The sequence below is a fragment of the Mobiluncus mulieris ATCC 35243 genome, assembly GCF_000160615.1.
Taxonomy (GTDB): Bacteria; Actinomycetota; Actinomycetes; order Actinomycetales; family Actinomycetaceae; genus Mobiluncus; species Mobiluncus mulieris.
In genome coordinates this window covers 325,871-340,783 of sequence record NZ_GG668520.1, presented here as the reverse complement: position 1 = coordinate 340,783, position 14,913 = coordinate 325,871, and the positions used below count along the sequence as shown (strand labels likewise).

17 protein-coding genes and 1 pseudogene are annotated in these 14,913 nt (G+C 55.0%); 5 read left to right on the top strand and 13 right to left on the bottom strand.

Annotation, left to right across the window (positions count from 1 at the left end; translation table 11 throughout):
- Positions 1–103 precede the first annotated feature (103 nt).
- From purQ to uppS, 4 genes are all read right to left on the bottom strand, one after another.
- Entirely contained in the window at positions 104–799 is a 696-nt protein-coding gene (gene purQ, locus HMPREF0577_RS09410; RefSeq protein ID WP_004013635.1) for a phosphoribosylformylglycinamidine synthase subunit PurQ, read from the bottom strand.
- Positions 796–1,044, bottom strand: a complete 249-nt coding sequence (gene purS, locus HMPREF0577_RS09405) for a phosphoribosylformylglycinamidine synthase subunit PurS (protein WP_004014057.1) — start codon at positions 1,042–1,044, stop codon at positions 796–798. The genes purQ and purS overlap by 4 nt, the downstream gene beginning before the upstream one ends.
- A gap of 82 nt (positions 1,045–1,126) precedes the next feature.
- On the bottom strand, positions 1,127–2,110 hold the full coding sequence (locus tag HMPREF0577_RS09400) for a phosphoribosylaminoimidazolesuccinocarboxamide synthase (RefSeq protein ID WP_004013633.1): 984 nt from the start codon (positions 2,108–2,110) through the stop codon (positions 1,127–1,129).
- Positions 2,111–2,225: 115 nt separating this feature from the next.
- On the bottom strand, positions 2,226–3,002 hold the full coding sequence (uppS, locus tag HMPREF0577_RS09395; RefSeq protein WP_004013632.1) for a polyprenyl diphosphate synthase: 777 nt from the start codon (positions 3,000–3,002) through the stop codon (positions 2,226–2,228).
- 53 nt (positions 3,003–3,055) lie between these two features.
- Between uppS and trhA the strand changes: the two genes are divergently transcribed.
- Positions 3,056–4,024: a PAQR family membrane homeostasis protein TrhA gene (gene trhA, locus HMPREF0577_RS09390; RefSeq protein WP_004013631.1), complete on the top strand. Its 969-nt coding sequence runs from the start codon at positions 3,056–3,058 to the stop codon at positions 4,022–4,024.
- Here the strand turns inward: trhA and HMPREF0577_RS11500 are convergent.
- The 3 genes and pseudogenes from HMPREF0577_RS11500 to HMPREF0577_RS09385 all read right to left on the bottom strand — a co-directional run bounded on the left by HMPREF0577_RS11500 (position 4,021) and on the right by HMPREF0577_RS09385 (position 5,224).
- Positions 4,021–4,233 carry a hypothetical protein gene (locus HMPREF0577_RS11500; RefSeq protein WP_155812137.1) on the bottom strand — a complete coding sequence of 71 codons (213 nt, stop codon included), beginning with the start codon at positions 4,231–4,233 and terminating at the stop codon, positions 4,021–4,023. The two genes, trhA and HMPREF0577_RS11500, sit on opposite strands and share 4 nt — an antisense overlap.
- Positions 4,234–4,354: 121 nt before the next feature.
- Positions 4,355–4,555 (bottom strand): annotated as a pseudogene (locus tag HMPREF0577_RS12090) (DUF3800 domain-containing protein); the annotation flags it as partial.
- Between the two features lie 336 nt (positions 4,556–4,891).
- Positions 4,892–5,224 (bottom strand): DUF3800 domain-containing protein, encoded by a 333-nt coding sequence (locus HMPREF0577_RS09385; protein ID WP_004013628.1) that lies wholly within the window; start codon positions 5,222–5,224, stop codon positions 4,892–4,894.
- Between the two features lie 168 nt (positions 5,225–5,392).
- Between HMPREF0577_RS09385 and dcm the strand changes: the two genes are divergently transcribed.
- Entirely contained in the window at positions 5,393–6,667 is a 1,275-nt protein-coding gene (dcm, locus tag HMPREF0577_RS09380) for a DNA (cytosine-5-)-methyltransferase (protein ID WP_004013627.1), read from the top strand.
- Between the two features lie 248 nt (positions 6,668–6,915).
- Positions 6,916–7,401, top strand: a complete 486-nt coding sequence (locus HMPREF0577_RS09375; RefSeq protein ID WP_004013625.1) for a GreA/GreB family elongation factor — start codon at positions 6,916–6,918, stop codon at positions 7,399–7,401.
- A 94-nt stretch (positions 7,402–7,495) separates the two neighbouring features.
- Here HMPREF0577_RS09375 and HMPREF0577_RS09370 read toward each other — a convergent pair whose 3' ends face one another.
- The 3 genes from HMPREF0577_RS09370 to HMPREF0577_RS09360 form a co-directional block, all read right to left on the bottom strand.
- The gene (locus tag HMPREF0577_RS09370) at positions 7,496–8,359 is read right to left on the bottom strand and encodes a sugar phosphate isomerase/epimerase family protein (protein ID WP_004013624.1); all 864 of its coding nucleotides are present in this window, start codon (positions 8,357–8,359) and stop codon (positions 7,496–7,498) included.
- Between the two features lie 39 nt (positions 8,360–8,398).
- Positions 8,399–9,388, bottom strand: a complete 990-nt coding sequence (gene iolG / locus HMPREF0577_RS09365) for an inositol 2-dehydrogenase (RefSeq protein WP_004013623.1) — start codon at positions 9,386–9,388, stop codon at positions 8,399–8,401.
- Positions 9,389–9,536: 148 nt separating this feature from the next.
- Positions 9,537–10,277 (bottom strand): sulfite exporter TauE/SafE family protein, encoded by a 741-nt coding sequence (locus tag HMPREF0577_RS09360; RefSeq protein WP_004013622.1) that lies wholly within the window; start codon positions 10,275–10,277, stop codon positions 9,537–9,539.
- Between the two features lie 231 nt (positions 10,278–10,508).
- On the opposite strand from HMPREF0577_RS09360, the gene HMPREF0577_RS09355 reads away from it, so the two are divergent.
- The gene (locus HMPREF0577_RS09355) at positions 10,509–10,904 is read left to right on the top strand and encodes a hypothetical protein (RefSeq protein WP_004013621.1); all 396 of its coding nucleotides are present in this window, start codon (positions 10,509–10,511) and stop codon (positions 10,902–10,904) included.
- Positions 10,905–11,074: 170 nt separating this feature from the next.
- Here the strand turns inward: HMPREF0577_RS09355 and HMPREF0577_RS09350 are convergent, their stop codons facing one another.
- Together HMPREF0577_RS09350 and iolC are read right to left on the bottom strand one after the other, a co-directional pair.
- On the bottom strand, positions 11,075–12,184 hold the full coding sequence (locus tag HMPREF0577_RS09350; RefSeq protein WP_004013620.1) for a zinc-binding dehydrogenase: 1,110 nt from the start codon (positions 12,182–12,184) through the stop codon (positions 11,075–11,077).
- A gap of 84 nt (positions 12,185–12,268) precedes the next feature.
- The gene (gene iolC / locus HMPREF0577_RS09345; protein WP_004013619.1) at positions 12,269–13,231 is read right to left on the bottom strand and encodes a 5-dehydro-2-deoxygluconokinase; all 963 of its coding nucleotides are present in this window, start codon (positions 13,229–13,231) and stop codon (positions 12,269–12,271) included.
- A gap of 319 nt (positions 13,232–13,550) precedes the next feature.
- Between iolC and HMPREF0577_RS09340 the strand changes: the two genes are divergently transcribed.
- A complete protein-coding gene (locus tag HMPREF0577_RS09340; RefSeq protein WP_004013618.1) occupies positions 13,551–14,324 on the top strand; it encodes a GntR family transcriptional regulator in 774 nt (257 codons plus the stop codon).
- Between the two features lie 81 nt (positions 14,325–14,405).
- On the opposite strand, the gene HMPREF0577_RS09335 is transcribed toward HMPREF0577_RS09340, so the two are convergent.
- The gene (locus HMPREF0577_RS09335; RefSeq protein ID WP_004013617.1) at positions 14,406–14,630 is read right to left on the bottom strand and encodes a hypothetical protein; all 225 of its coding nucleotides are present in this window, start codon (positions 14,628–14,630) and stop codon (positions 14,406–14,408) included.
- Between the last annotated feature and the right edge of the window lie 283 nt (positions 14,631–14,913).

Here is a 14,913-nt window from a genome sequence, read left to right as displayed (position 1 = left end):
GCTCACTACTGTTTTCGGTTGGGCGCCAGCGTGGTTTTCGTCGCCGTGGCGGCACGCCCCTCGTGAAACGGCGGTTTCATGAGGGGCCATCCGAAAAACCGGCTCACCCCAACACCGCCTGGATGGCCGAAACAAAAATTCCCAAGCCGTCCACGCCGCGTCGATTCTCGCCCCCGAGGCTCGCCCCGAAACCGGGTTCCACGGCGTGTTCTGGGTGGGGCATCAGCCCGACCACGTTGCCTTTCGGGTTACAGATTCCTGCGATGTCATTCAGCGAGCCGTTGGGATTGTCCTGGTAGCGGAACACGACCTGGCCTTCGCCCTCCAGGCGTTTGATGGTTTCCGGGTCGGCTCGAAAGTTTCCTTCGCCGTGTTTGAGTGGAATCACAATGGTTTTCTGGTCTCCCAGCGCCCGGGTCCAGGCGGTGTGGTTGTTTTCGACCACCAGGGTTTCGTCGCGGCAAATAAACTTTTGTCCCTCGTTGCGCATCAGGGCGCCATCTAGCAAATGCGCCTCGGTCAACACCTGGAAGCCGTTGCAAATCCCCAAAACGGGCATTCCCTGGCCGGCGGCCTCGATAATGGAATCCATGACGGGGGAAAACCGGGCGATAGCCCCGCAACGCAAATAATCACCGTAGGAAAACCCCCCGGCCAGCACCACCGCGTCGACCCCGTGCAGGTCTTTGTCTTTGTGCCACAGTGACACCGCTTCGGCTCCGGCCAGGCGGGCGGCGCGCCGCGCGTCTTGGTCATCCAGGGTTCCCGGGAAAGTCACTACCCCGATGCGTGTATTCATGCGTCCTTCCTTACACTGATGACGTCTTCGATAATGGGGTTAGACAGCAGGGTTTCGGCGGCCTCGCGGGCGGTTTCGAGGTCGGCCTCGGTCACATCCCCCGCAGTGGTCAGTTCGAAACGCTTGCCTTGGCGTACATGCTCGAAACTGGTGATTCCCAGGCGAGCCAGCGAACCCTTGATAGCTTTGCCTTGCGGATCGAGGATTTCTGGTTTCGGCATGACCTCTACAATTATCTTTCCCATGTTTCCCTTTCCTTTGTGTTTTGCGGTGTTTTTAAGGTTTTTTAAGGGGTGGCGATGTGACATCGTTCACCCCTTGCTTTGCTTACACCAGTGACTTCCCGGTCAATATCCGGAAGGCCTCCAGGTACCTGTCGGTAGTTTTTTCCACGATTTCTGCCGGCAGGGCGGGTGGCCTGGTATTGGAATGCCGGTTCCACCCAGAGGCCGGTGATTTCAGCCAGTCCCGCACAAACTGCTTGTCAAAACTGGGGGTGGGTTGGCCTTCCACCCACTGGTCGGCGGGCCAGAACCGGGAAGAATCCGGGGTGATAACCTCGTCAGCCAGGATAAAGGCGTGCGCCGCGCCCTCTAAGTTGTCCCCATAAGCGCGCCGGCCAGGCAAAGCCCCGAATTCGAATTTCGTGTCCGCCAGGATAATGCCACGTTCCGCCGCGATTTCCGCCGCCTTACGGTAAACCAGCAAGGTCAAGTCGGTCAGGCTTTTCGCCACGGCACGCCCGTGAAGTTGGGCGATACGGTCGGTCGAAACATTTTCGTCGTGCTCCCCCTGGGGGGCTTTAATCGCGGGGGTAAAGATAGCTTCGGAAAGTTTCGAGGCTTCCTGCAGCCCTGGCGGCAGGGGAATCCCGCACACCATTCCGGTGTCTTCGTATTCGGCGCGAGCCGAACCAGTCAGGTATCCTCGCGCCACGCATTCCACGGGATACATGTCCAGTCGCCGGGTTACCATGGCGCGACCCGCTACGACTGTCGGCACGTTTTCATCCAGGTAATGCGTGTCAATCACCCCGCAGAGTTGGCTGAACCACCAGCGTGACATTTGGGTTAGCACGGCGCCTTTCCCTGGAATAGGGGTGTCCAACACAAAGTCGAAAGCGGAAATCCGATCAGTGGCAACCAGCAGCAGTTTCTCGGCACTGCTCAGACCCGCCGCGTCCTGGGGAATAAAGATTTCGCGTACTTTCCCGGTTGCGACCCGCTTCCATCCGGGAATATCGGGTGCCTCGACAAGGGGATGGTAGAGAATATTTTCGGGCACGAAGCCCGGATTTATCGAATCTGCCATGCTCCCATTGTTTCACACCCCCGGGTTTCACCCAAACACGCTCGTTTTCCCGTCATGGTCGCATAAGAAATATACGCTTCCAACCCGGGCTAGCACCTCATGAATACGAGGAAACCTACTTGCCGTTGCGCCGTTCCCGCGACGAATAGTCACGCAACGCCCGCAGGAAGTCGATATGGCGAAAACTCGGCCAGTACGTCTCGCAGAAATAGAACTCCGAATTTGCCGACTGCCACAGCAGGAACCCGGACAAGCGCTGCTCGCCACTGGTACGAATCACCAGGTCAGGGTCGGGTTGCCCCTTGGTGTACAGGTGCGCCTCGATATCCTCGAGGGTAATCTCGCGCTCGACCTGCGCGAGTCCACGCCCTGCTGCGGCCTGCTCGTGCAGATATTCTTTGACAGCGGCGACAATTTCTTGGCGCCCCCCATAGGCCACCGCGATGTTCACCACCATCGCCTCTGCCGGCCCGGTTTCATGTGCCGCCGCCAGAATCTCCGCTAATTTCGGGTCAATCAGGCTGGTATCCCCCAAAACCCGTAGCCGATACTTTCCGGCTCGCTGCAGCCGCTGCACGGTTTTCCCAATCGTATCCTGCAGGGGCTCCAGTTCCGCCGCGTCGCGTTGCAGATTGTCAATCGAGAGCATCCACAAGGTGACAACCCGCACTGGCCAAGCCTCGCACCATTCCAGGACTTCCCGGATTTTCAGGGCGCCGCGCTGGTGTCCCTTCACGTCCGGGGCACCCTCGGCACGCGCCCAACGCCGGTTGCCATCCAGGATAATCCCGATATGCGCTGGGACTTTGCCAGGGTCGATTTCGCGCGCGAGCCGGCGGGCATAAATCTCGTAAAGCAGCCCGAGTTTTGACTTTTTTGGGGCGGTATTCACATAATCAGTTTAATCGTAAAATGGGTGTGAATTGTGGCATCGGAGGTGGCTTGATGGTTCCAGCACCAGAAAATCCTGGTAATACTGGGAATTCAGCGGGTTCGCCGGTGTCCGCTGCGGTTTGTGGGGTGCCTGCCGATGCGGGGGGGTTGGCCGCCGCCCCGGTCGCCCCGGTTCATGAGGTGCCACCCGCCACCCTCGACTTCGTCCCGGAAGCTACCGCTGCTCCGATTCCGATTTACGGGTCGGACGTACATACTGCCCATCCGGATGCCACCACGGCTCACCTGGAACGGCGCAACCGCCTCTCTCAGCGGATTCCCAAGGGTTTCCCGCATCCGATTAACCCGAAAACCGGCAGGCCTTACCGTTTTCCGCGTTGGGATTGGAAGACGATGCGGCGTAAACCCGCGTTGCGCGGCTGGATTCACACCGTGGCCACCCCGCTTTCCTTGGCGGCTTCAATCGTGCTGCTAGTGTTGGCTCCGTGGGGGCTAAAGGCGGCGTGTGCCATCTATCTGGCGGCTTCCCTGGTGCTTTTCGCGATGAGCGCGGTGTACCACCAGGGGTCTTGGTCGCGCCGGGTGGACGGGGTGTTGCGCCGGTTTGACCACGCCAATATTTTTCTGTTGATTGCCGGGACTTACACGCCCGTGTCGGTGGGTTTGCTCACGCCCGCCCAGGCCACGATTTTATTGTCTGTAGTGTGGGTTGGCGCGGTTCTGGGTATCGCGGTGTCTTTGATTTGGCCGGGTTCGCCGCGCTGGTTTTCCACTCTGCTGTATGTGATTTTGGGGTGGGCGGCGGTAATGTACCTGCCCCAGATTTTCGCGGCTTCCCTGCCGGCCTTTTGGCTGCTGGTGGCCGGGGGGTTGGCCTACACGGTGGGCGCGGTGGTTTATGCGCTGAAGTGGCCTAATCCTTCGCAAAAGTATTTTGGTTTCCACGAGATTTTTCATTCCTGGACGGTGGCGGCCTGGGCGTGTCACTGCGTGGCGGCGTATTTCTCGATCCTGGGCTAGTCGAGGTTCGGGCAGCGGGCTCGCCACGGCATACGGGTTGTGGAATCAGTTTGGCGATAGACCAGGGATTGCGACGGGGACATTCCAGAATCAGGATAATTCGGGCTACCCTGTCGGGCTACCTTGGCCGGTTTATCCCACTTATACCGCTTATCCCACTTATACCGCTTATCCCACCTATCCCACGTCGCGCCCGTTTTTTCCTGCATTTGTCACCAGCTGGGCGCATGCCGAGCCATTGATTTTTCTGTCGGCATCTGCCTATAATTATCCTACGACGAGTCCCCCCGGGAAGCGTTGTCGCCGGGTCCTCTTGGAGGATCCGAGCTTTTATGGCCGCCATTTTCTGGCCGAGACAATGCTGCTTTCTAGCACCTTGTAAACACGTTGGCACGCTCGCTGTGTTTGCTTCGATGAACCCGTAGTCCCGTTCAGTCGCCGGTGCAGGTACGCTACAATGTCGGCGCTTTGAACCCCGAAATACTCACGGGAATCAACAAAATCTATCGTCCTTTCAATGCAAACCAGCTGCCGGCCCTGGTATCCCGGGGTGACAGCATCACAGTAGTAATCGAAGCGTTGCTGACTTCCACAATTACGTAGCATATGGCGTGTTTTCTTGGGTGTTTGTGCTGGTGGTGGGGTTTTGGTTAGTGTTTTTGACACACTAATATCTTGGATTTAGAGGATTTTAGGTTGCTGTTACGACACCGCGATTTCAAATTGTCAAGATATAGCGGCGATTTCTGAGCCTGGCGGCAATATTCGCACCCGGCCGTGACAAATTCAGGAAAAATCGCCCCGGCCATGAACTAAATCGGCCACCCTGTGTTGAATTTTCCTGATTCTGTCACAAACCCCTTCGTGCTACCCCCAAATTTTCCTGATTTTGTCACAAACCAGACGCACTAAAGTTGTGGAACTCAGGTCACAATAGTAATCGAAGCGTTGCTGGTAGGAATTCTCGTCGGACACCATGTCGGCAATAACCTTGCATTTCGCTCCGGTTGACTCTAGATACTCATCGACTCGTCCCAGCAAGTTACGCAAGCACACTTCGTGGGGCGAGTCCGGGTACCGGTAACGCGCGTTCAATCGTTTCGTATCAACACCCTCAATGAAAATAGCGACTCCAGAATCCGAAATTGCCCTGGCCAACCGCCCCAACAAGGCAATAGCCGACCCGAAGTTTTCTTCCAATTTCTCGGTTCTTTCTTAGGGTTCACGAGGCGCCAGTCCTGGTTTTCCGGCTCTCATCTGGCTCAGTGGCTGAACCCGGGTACCCTTGCAAGTAAATCTGTCAAGGCGTGTTCGTCTTCACCATACGTAACCCTTGCCTAGGCAGGGGTTATTTGGTTTACTGGAGTCGTGGATTTGCTTTCGATTTCGCAAGCCTCTGCCCAGGTGGGGGTGTCTATCGACACCTTGCGCCGCTGGGACAAAAGCGGGATTATCCGGGCAACCCGGGATTCTCGGGGCAAACGCTTCTTTGACCGCCAAGAAATCGAGGCACTCATAGCGAAGCGAGATTGCCGGGTGCACGGTGATGAAACACGTCGACACTTCCGGGTACTCAACGACCCAAAGCCCAACGGTTTTACCTCGGTAGATCTTTTCGCCGGGGCGGGTGGCACCGCGCTCGGCCTGGAAAACGCGGGTTTCCGGCATGTGCTCCTCTCCGAGTTGGACAAGGATGCGGTGGCGACTTTGCGACTCAACCGCCCGAATTGGAATGTTTCGGCTGGTGACGTGGCCAGCTTGGATTTCCGCGCTTTCGCCGGGAAAGTCGACCTGGTAGAGGGTGGTTTCCCCTGCCAGGCTTTTAGCTATGCGGGACACTCCCGGGGCTTCGAGGATACTCGCGGCACTCTGTTTTTCGAGTTTGCCCGCGCGGTGTCAGAAATTACGCCCAAGGTGTTTATCGGCGAGAATGTCCGCGGCCTCTTGCGCCACGACTCGGGACGCACGCTACAAACCATGCTCCATACCCTCACCGAGATACGCGGGAAGCACGGGGAACGCTACCGTGTGGGCTATCGCCTCATGCGTGCGCAATACCACGATGTCCCGCAAAAACGTGAGCGACTGATGCTCGCCGGGGTGCGCAGCGACGTCGGGGACGAATTGTTTTTTCCGCGCGAGCGCAACTACATAGTGAGCTTGTGGGACGCGATAGGCGACCGGCCGCAAAGCCCGGGGCAAACATATCCCCAGCGCAAACGCGAGGTGTTGTCCCTGGTGCCGCCCGGCGGGTATTGGCGGGATTTGCCAGATGATATTGCCCGCGAATACCTGGGCGGCTCGTATCACCTGAGCGGGGGCAAAACCGGGATGGCTCGCCGCCTTTCTTGGGACGAACCATCGTTGACCTTGACGTGTTCCCCCGCCCAGAAACAAACCGAGCGTTGCCATCCCGAGGAAACCCGCCCGCTCAACGTGCGCGAATACGCCCGAATCCAGACCTTCCCGGATGACTGGCAGTTCAGCGGCGGCATGAGCGCCCAATACAAGCAAATCGGCAACGCAGTGCCGGTGAATCTGGCGTATTACATGGGTAAATGCGCGGCGGCCACCTTAGGGGATTCCCGCCCCGAGATTCTCGATTTCGCCGCTCCCGCCAGCCCCCAGGATTACGTTAACTAGGGTTCGCGAGGTGCCAGCCCCGAAGTTTCTTGGGGAAACAGAGCAGAGCCTCATCAGCTCGAACCGCCGCCGCCCGTGCACCGCAGCCCCCGTCACCCTTGTCAACTGTTGTTGACATTATGTGTCCATGGGTATATATCTCTTGCGGGTTTCTGGTACAGTGGAAAGCGCTTGCGACAGAAACCCGGTTTCTAGCTCGCAGGCGCTGTTTTTTTATCATCCACACTGTTTTAAGGAAGGTGAGACCCATGAGCGAGGCAGGAAAGAAAAAATGGATGACCCAGGCTGCTTTTGACCGGCTCCAGTCGGAGCTAGATGAACGCAGCGGTTCGATTCGCGCTGAAATCACCAAGAAAATCGACTTGGCGCGCCGCGAAGGCGATTTGAAAGAAAACGGTGGCTACCACGCGGCTCGTGACGAGCAGGCTCACAATGAAACCCGCATCCTTGAGCTGCAAGAAATCCTGAAACATGCCGAGGTCGGCGAGGCCACCGACGATGGCACGATTTCCCCCGGTTGTGTCGTGGAAGCCAAGGTTGGTAAACGTAAAATACGTTTCCTGTTAGGTTCGCGCGTCGCCGACGAGGGCATGGATATTGACGTGTTTTCGCCCGATGCTCCCCTAGGGGCGGCACTGCTCGGACACCGGGAGGGCGACCAGGTGGAATACCTGGCACCCACCGGCAAGAAGATTCAGGTCGAGGTACTCTCCGTCAGCGTCTTTGAAGGCTAGGCTGACTGCCGAAACGGGCATGTTTTCCCGCTATGACTAAGACGCGCTAAGGGCACCCCCTTGGCAGGGGTGCCCTTAGGTCTATTCAGCTACTCTACTTGTCAAAAGCTCTCAAGGCTTCCAACGACTTCTTCACATCGATAACAGGACCGCCACCCGCTGGTGGCTCACCATCAATCATGATGTCTTGTTCCAAAACCCAATAGCCGTCAAAACCAACTTCATTGAGCTTCTTGACAATAGCACCAAAATCCATGTCGCCTTCACCAATAGGAGCAAACATGCCGGCGCGCACGCCTTCGCCCCACTTGAGTTCCCCGGGCAAAAGCTTATCGGTCATCTCTTTGTGAATATCCTTGGCGTGTACCACGTCAACACGATTGGCATACTTGCTAACCAAGGCCACTACATCGGCACCGCCACAAGCCAGGTGACCGGTGTCAAGACACAAACCAACTTTGGAATTATCCATAACTCGTTCAACCTCATCCACATTTTGCACCATGGTGCCCCAGTGAGGATGCAGGCAGGCAATCACATTGCGCTTAGCGCAAACCGCCGAAATCCGATCCAAGTTAGTGAACAGGGTTTCCCAGCCTTTTTCGTCCAATACCGGGCGACTGTCGTAGCCTTCCGCCCCGGAATCCGCTGCCAGAATCAGGTATTTTCCACCCGCGACCTCAAATGCATCCAGTTCCTTTTCCACGGCTGGAATCGGATCGACCTTCGGGTCGTGCATAATGGCCAGGAAGAACGCCCCCACCACGTCTAAATCGTATTTCGCGACTTCTTTGCCGCGAGCCTCGGCATCCAGAGGCAACCAGCCTTGTGGCCCAAATTCGGTGGCAGTCAGACCGATTTCCTTCATTTCAGTCAAAACCCGCTCCGGTGTCATCTGGTATCCCCAGCCCGGAACTTCACATACACCCCAGCTAATCGGGGCTCCCGCAATCTTCATGACATGTACCTTTCTTCTCTTTGTGTGCTAACTTGTGACTTACGATAATTTGATTGACTTGCCGGTTTTGGCGGATTCCTCCGCTGCTTCAGCAATCTGCAGCGCTTTAATACCGTCACTGATACCTGGTGTTGGCGTTTCGCCTTTGGATATGGCCGTCAGGAACGTGTTGAGCTCATTGGTGTAAGCCTGGGTGTAACGTTCCAGGAAGAAATTCAAGTAGGGCTCTTTCGAGGCTGAAAATTCTTTCTTCGCAACCTGCACAGTGGTGGCGCGCACGTTATCGGCGTTCAGTACGCCGTCGGCACCGAAGACCTCCAGGCGCTGGTCATAGCCGGGGGCACAGTGGCGCGAGTTGATAATGGTGGCAACCACGCCCGCCGCGTTGCGCAGCAAAATCATAGCGGCATCGAAATCGTTGGCGGCTTTAATACTGGGGTCAAAGTTTTGCCCGTAAGTAAAGACTTCTACAATGTCTCCTAAGAAAAAGCGCGCCATGTCAAAGTCGTGGATTGTCATGTCCTTGAAAATCCCGCCGGAACTGGCCACGTATTCGGCGCTGGGTGGTTCGGGGTCACGCGAAGTAATGGTGACCTGTTCCACTTGGCCAATTTCCCCGGCCTCCACCAGTTTCTTGATGTGCGCGAACGAAGGGTCGAAACGCCGGTTGAATCCCAGCATCACCTTCGGGTTCAAACCATTAAGGTCGTTTTCGAGCTTAACGGCAGCCTCGTAGCTCAAGGCCACGGGTTTCTCGCACAGGGCGGGTAAACCGGCCTGAGCCGCAGCCACGACGTGTTGGGGATGTTGGGGGGTGGGTGAACAGATTACCACCGCGTCGAGATTGTCTAACGCAAATAAATCTTGGGCATCAGAGAAAACGCTGGCACCAAAACGCTCGGCTATCTCCTTAGCTGCCGGCTGGTAAGGGTCGGCAATCGCCACGATTCTGGCATCCGGATTCCCCGCAATCGTGTTGGCGTGCACGCGCGCTATTCTTCCGGCACCAATGAGACCAATATTGACCATAACAAGACCTTTCTTATCATCACAGATAGCCGACTTTGGCTATCTGATAGCCTCTCTATGTCATATAGACTACCACTACTTGTACTAACAAGTAAAGGGGTAATCGGCACTTTTTAGATTTCTAAGGCACAAATTTTAGTAACTTGTCTTAACAGCTTCCAAAACAAGCGCGGCACAAAACCGGGATTACCCCCACCAAACCTAAGAATACCGCCAGGTTACGAGCCCAGCTGGATTTAACGATTTTGCGCAGCACGATAGACATAAAATTCCCCGTGATTACCGCCAAAACCAGAAGCCCGATAATCCCCCAAGACAGTTTTTCGGAAACCCCCGCCATACCCGTCAAGTACTTGGTGGGCACCACCACCAGGTTCATTGCTACGAAAACCGGTTGCATCGAGGCCGAAAATTCTCGCTGACTCCAGCGCGTGGTTTGGGCATAGGCCGTGACAGCCGAGCCGGCTTGTGCCACTGCCGCCGAGAGAGCCCCCGCCAAGGCTGCGAAGCAGAACAGGGGTGTTTTGCCGTGCAGGCGCGGCAGTTTGAAGGAAAACACCGCCGCTGCCACCATTGCCAGCATCAAAACACCGAGCGTAATCTCTAAGATTTTTATGGGGAGTACACTTAACAACAAAATTGTAATAACAATTGCGGGAGTTTGCGCTAATATGAACCATCCCACAACTGGCCAGTTGATGTCTTTGCGCAGCATTACGGCCAGGCTGGTAGAGTTAACTAATCCGAGGATGTTGACCATAACTATCCCGTCTATGGAGCCGAAATACCAGACGAAAACTGGCGCTAACACCAAGCCAAATCCCATTCCGGCCACACCTTGCACACAGGCTCCCAGGATGGTCATCAGTATCATGAATGCAATGTCCACCTGCTAATACTATCCGTTTGCTCGAGGTGCCTCAGTTACGGTACCAGGCGCTGGAGCCCTGGCGGCGCAAGCAGTCTCGGCTTCGATTGGCATCAAAGTCTATAGCAGCGGAACCGAGCTGACTGCCGACACCACCATTCGCGAAATCGACAACATGCGCTGGATGACTGGCGAGGAAATTACACGGGTGCGCGTTGATCTGGTGCGCCGACCTCGCTGGCACATAGCACCTTGAAAGAACCGATAGTGCTGGTTATGTACACCGAGTCCGGGATTCGTCTCGATGACGAGGTGTATGTGAACCTGGAGTGGGGTTATTCGATTGAATTCGAGGTGGTTTTAGAGAATGCCGCCGCACGATTGGGCGATCAAGAGGGGATTTATGTGCGCGACGGCTACGGCAACCGTAACGCCATCTGCCGCTCGCACATCGACCGTTTTCAGACGGTCTTCAATATCGAGGTTCAAGAGTGGATTAACGCGATGGCTCGCGGAGAACACACCGGTTCTACCTCTTGGGATGGCTATGCGGCTACAAGCGTGGTGGATGCCGCACTGGAGTCACAAGCAAGTGGTGGAATTGAGATTAACGTCAAGATGATCGACAAGCCAGAGTTCTATGCCTAGTAACTATGGGGGGAGTCCCCGCAGCGGAGGATGTCAAATATGGCACTGTAGAAGGCCTGGAAATGAGTGCCAAGACCCTGGTTGAGGCGGCTAAAGGTCTGTGATGGCCAAACAAATCTGCGGTGGCTGCGAGTATCACCTCGCAGCCACCGTTTTTCAAAATGATATTTTTACAATGACATGTCAACCACTGCGCGGCCTTGAATCTTGCCCGCAGCCAGCTCATCGTAGCCTTTACCGGCATCCTCTAGTGAGAAACGCCGGGTGACAATCCGAGAGTAATCGATGTACCCTTTGGCGGCCATCTCGATAACTTTGGGCAAATCCACGCGAGTCCGTGCCCCATAGGATCCCAAAATCGATTGTCCGCGGCGCACCGTGCGGTTAATTTCCACCCCGGCCGTCTGAACGCCCGCGCCTAAACCAATCGGAACCATGCGACCACCATCGGACAAAGCATTCAAGGCAGATTCCCAAGTTTCCGGACGCCCCAAAGCTTCAAATGCCACATCAACGCCTTTACCACCAGTAAGCTTAAAGACCGCTTCGTGGACATCCTCCTTGGTGGAGTTAACCACGTTGGTAGCCCCCAGCTGCTTGGCGGCTTCCAACTTGTCATCCGCCACATCCACGGCAATAATCTGGCTGGCTCCGAAGGCTTTAGAGATTTGGATAATGTTAGAGCCGACTCCACCAGTGGCTACCACGGCTACAGTTTCCCCGAAACGTAAGTCAGCGCCACGGCGTACCGCACCGTAGGCGGTCATCGCCGCGCATCCCAAAATTGCCCCCGGAACCAGGTCGATATCGTCTGGCAGCACTGCCACCGAGGTGGAGGGAATCACGCAATACTGCGCCAGGGCACCCATCGAGTACATAGCGATTTCTTCCCCGTCTGTCCCAAACAAGCGGGTCTGTCCATCGTAGAGTTTTCCTTGCAGACGGTTCAGGTTAAAGAACGTGTCGCACAAGTCATCGCGACCTTCGGCACAGTGGCTGCATTGCCCACACGGCATCAGGAAAGCTCCCGATACCTTTTGCCCCACCTTCAACCCAGTGTGGTCGTTATCAGAACCGAGCTCCACAATCTCACCTGTCACCTCATGACCAAGAACACACGGGTAGGGGAAGGCTATCTTGCCGTGGATAACGTGAAGATCAGAGTGGCACATTCCACACGCGGCCACTTTGACCAGCACCTCGCGACTGCGCGGCCGGGGAGTCTTTATTGTCTCCACGCGCAAACCCTCCTGGGGGTCACGCAACACGGCAGCCTTCATTGTTTCTGGGATATTTCCTGACATTTTTCCTCCATTTAATATTTCAAGAACTTAGATATTTTTATGCAACTGGCGGGAAAGGGTTCAAGCTTCCTGGTTCAGGACATCACACGTACCGGCAGTAATTGCCTTCCAAATTTCTGCCTCGGTGGGCATGGCCGTAGAACATTCTAGACGCGAGGCCACAATTCCCCCGGCAGCGTTGCATCCCTGGATAATCTTTTCCAAGCCCCATCCTTGCAGTAAACCGTGAATCAGGGAACCACCGAAAGCATCGCCCGAACCACTACCATTGATAACCGTAGCGGGAAGCACCGGTACTACCGCTCGTTCATCCGCAGTCTTAGCTAGGGCTCCTTCACTGCCCTGCTTTACAATAGCAATCTTCACGCCGCGTTCTAGGAGCGCATCAGCAGCGCGATCGGGTTCTTTTTCTCCTACCGCTATCTCACATTCGGCACGGTTACCCACCGCCACATCCGTAAACTCTAAACACTGCGCATAGCGTTTCTTAGCTTCCTCGGGGTCTGCCCAGAACATGGGGCGCCAATCCATATCAAAAATCGTGTATGACTTACGTCCCCGCATCTTTAGAGCCTCAATATGGGTGGTATAGGAAGGGTCTTCGCACAGGCCGGTGCCAGAAAACCAGAAAACCTTGCAGTTCTTGACGGTTTCCTCAGGCAAATCAGACACCTTGATTTGCAAGTCCGGCGCGGAGGGTTCTCGGTAGAAGAAGAAAGGAGCCTCCGCTACCAACTCACAGAAGGTAACCGGGGTGTTCAAGTTCGAGTCAGTAATGACAAACTCATCGCTAACGCCAAGACGTCGCATCTCGTCGCGAACATACTTGCCAAAGGGGTCATCACCCACCCCAGTCAAAATCGCAACATCCTCACCGAGCCTCGCGGCCGCAACCGCCACGTTCATCGGCGAGCCGCCCAAGAATTTCTGGAATGTTTTCACCTCATTCAAGGGAGTGTTTACCTGCAGCGGATACACATCCACCCCGCTGCGACCAACTGTCAGAACATCATGAACTACCATGCCTACATCTCCTCACTTCGTCGTGTATCCAAGCGGAACATTCTCAACCATATAACAAAGTTTCATATTTGTCAATACAACTGGGCTTACAAATGTGCGGTATTGAAATTAGGAATGCTGGAAAAGTAGGTAAATCCGCGATAAATCCCACAATTTTACTGGTTTGTTATTAGTATTTGACAGTAGATGGTATTATTCAGAATAGGTTATGTGCGTGTGAACTGCGGCACTCTAAGAGAGCCTGTGGCGTTTGTACACCCGTGAAGCCAGTGAGTATTACTGCCGCAGAGATGCCCCCCTATGCGAACGAAAGAGTGACATGAAAGCTGCCAAATCCGATAAGGAGAACTTAGACGAACCCCACATCCTGAATTTTGCAATTGATCGTGACTCACACACTGCCCTACATCAGCAGATTTCGCTGCAGTTGGAACATATGATTACCAAACACGAAATTCAGCCCGGCCAGACAATCGAAGACGAAGTTTCCCTGGCAAATCGGCTGAAAATTTCTCGCCCCACGGTGCGACGTGCCTTCCAAGATTTAGCGGCCAAAGGGTTGCTGTCACGTCGTCGCGGGGTGGGCACACGAGTCTCCCCTACCCCAGTGCAACGCCAGGTGAAACTCTCGAGTCTAAATGATGATTTGATTCGCGCGGGACACACCACCCGCACGGAAGTGCTGCGTTACGAGGTTCGTTTCGCTGACGATGACATTAGCGAAAAACTTGGCTGTGAAGTCGGCAGCGAGATTGTTTTCTTTGAGCGGCTGCGCTGGCTAGATAATTCACGTTTTGCCCTGATGCATAACTATGTACCCTCTGACATTGCGCCCTCACTGACAGACCTGGCACGCGATGGCTTCTACCAATGTCTGGCTCAGTCGGGAGTGCAGCTGCAATCGGGGTACCAGCAGGTTGGGGCTAAGAATGCCACGGAATATGAGGTAAAAATGCTACATGTCAACCCCGCAGCCGCTCTTGTTACCACGAAACGAACCGCCTACGACGAGACGGGGCGTATTATCGAATACGCGAGTCACTGTTATGATGCAGCGCAATACGCTATAACAATGCCGTTGGTGACAGCCTAGCATCACCAACGGCATACATCTAATGCTAAAGTAAACTTCGCCTGGATAAAATCCAGGACTTAGCATCCACGCAATATTTTCTTAGCCATTAATAAGGTAGCTAATAATCATGGTGGGAACAGCAATCCCGGTAGCCAAGCCGGCAACTATGGTCAAAATCGGGTTGGTAAGCAGACCCCAAAAAACGACCAAAATGGCAACAGCCAGCAGCATTAGCAGCATCGTGGCCAGTTGCTTCCCGCGCGCCTGATTGCTCGTCGCGAGGTTCTCTACAGAAGCCGTCTTTTCAAGTGTAATCGCGCTCATGCGGTACTCCTTTATTCTCCGGTGCGAAGTCCATCTTGGTGATGCACCTCGCACCACCGTGTACTTTCGCCCCGAGGAGTTTCTCGCTCGCGGCATCTACTACTATACAGCCCTCTTCACTTGAGGTCTAATGGCTGTCGTTTTTGTTACGGTTCATGAGGTACTTTGTTCTGATTTAGCCAAATTCTTTAAACATAAATGTAAACACAATTCACTTTTCGCATCACCTCATGAACGCAAACGCCACCCCCAAAGCGAGCTTCCCAACCCAAAATCCCACCAC